Source organism: Mesorhizobium sp. M7A.F.Ca.CA.004.04.2.1 (genome assembly GCF_004022825.1).
Classification (GTDB): Bacteria; Pseudomonadota; Alphaproteobacteria; order Rhizobiales; family Rhizobiaceae; genus Mesorhizobium.
In genome coordinates, this window is sequence record NZ_RZPH01001532.1 from 1 (window position 1) to 872 (window position 872).

Genomic DNA, 872 nt, shown 5'->3' on the forward strand with positions numbered 1-872 from the left:
CCGCGACCCCAAGCACGCCAACCCGCGCCAATGGGGACAGGTGCAGCCTTGTCAGCACGTCGGCGAGCAAAAGCGTGAAGGCAAAGATCAGAATCCAGAAACCGGAGGCTGGCGAAACTCTGGCGAAGGTGTGGCCCGCCGGCGTGAGAAATGTTCCGGCGACACCGATCAGCAGCGCGAGCGCGGCAAGCGCCATCACGCTGGCGGCAAGGCGCAGCACAAGTGGTGTCTTGAACAGCGCAATGAGTGCTGCGGCGACAATGATGGCGAGCAGCAGCGTCCCGGTCGTTGCCGGCAGCGCATCGAGAATCGAGCGCGCCTGGCCGGGGACGATGCGGTTGGCACGGAACGTGGCAAAGGGGGCGGCGAAGGCCGCATAGGCTGATATCGCGGCGATGACCACGCCGAGCTTGTCGAAGCGGATGTTCACGCCCTGCCCCTTCAGTCGATCCGGCGCGCCACGAAAGCGGCGCGCCGGAATCGTCCTACTTCAGGAAGCCGTTCTTCTTCAGGAAGTCCTCGGCGACGCCCTTGACCGGCTCGCCGCCGACCTGAACGCGACCGTTCAGTTCCTGCAGGGTGACGAGGTCGAGCTTGGCGAAAACCGGCTTCAGCAGCGTCTCGATCTCGGGATGCTCCTTCAGCACCGCTTCGCGGATGATCGGCGCCGGCTGGTAGACCGGCTGCACGCCCTTGTCGTCGTCGAGCACGACGAGCCCGGACGGTGCGATGCCGCCATCGGTGCCGTAGACCATGGCCGCAGTGGCGCCATTGGTCTGGTTGGCGGCCGCTGCGATGGTTGCCGCCGTGTCGCCGCCCGAGAGGGTGATCAATTGCTCAGGCTTCAGCGTGAAGCCATAGGTGGTCTGGAA

The 872-nt window shown here is 65.4% G+C and carries 1 protein-coding gene and 1 pseudogene; both read right to left on the reverse strand.

What is annotated here, in order from left to right; translation table 11 throughout:
- Positions 1-430: pseudogene (locus EN893_RS35920) on the reverse strand (ABC transporter permease); the annotation flags it as partial.
- 55 nt (positions 431-485) lie between these two features.
- On the reverse strand, positions 486-872 hold a 387-nt coding region (locus EN893_RS35925), incomplete at its 5' end, for a glycine betaine ABC transporter substrate-binding protein (RefSeq protein WP_281062539.1).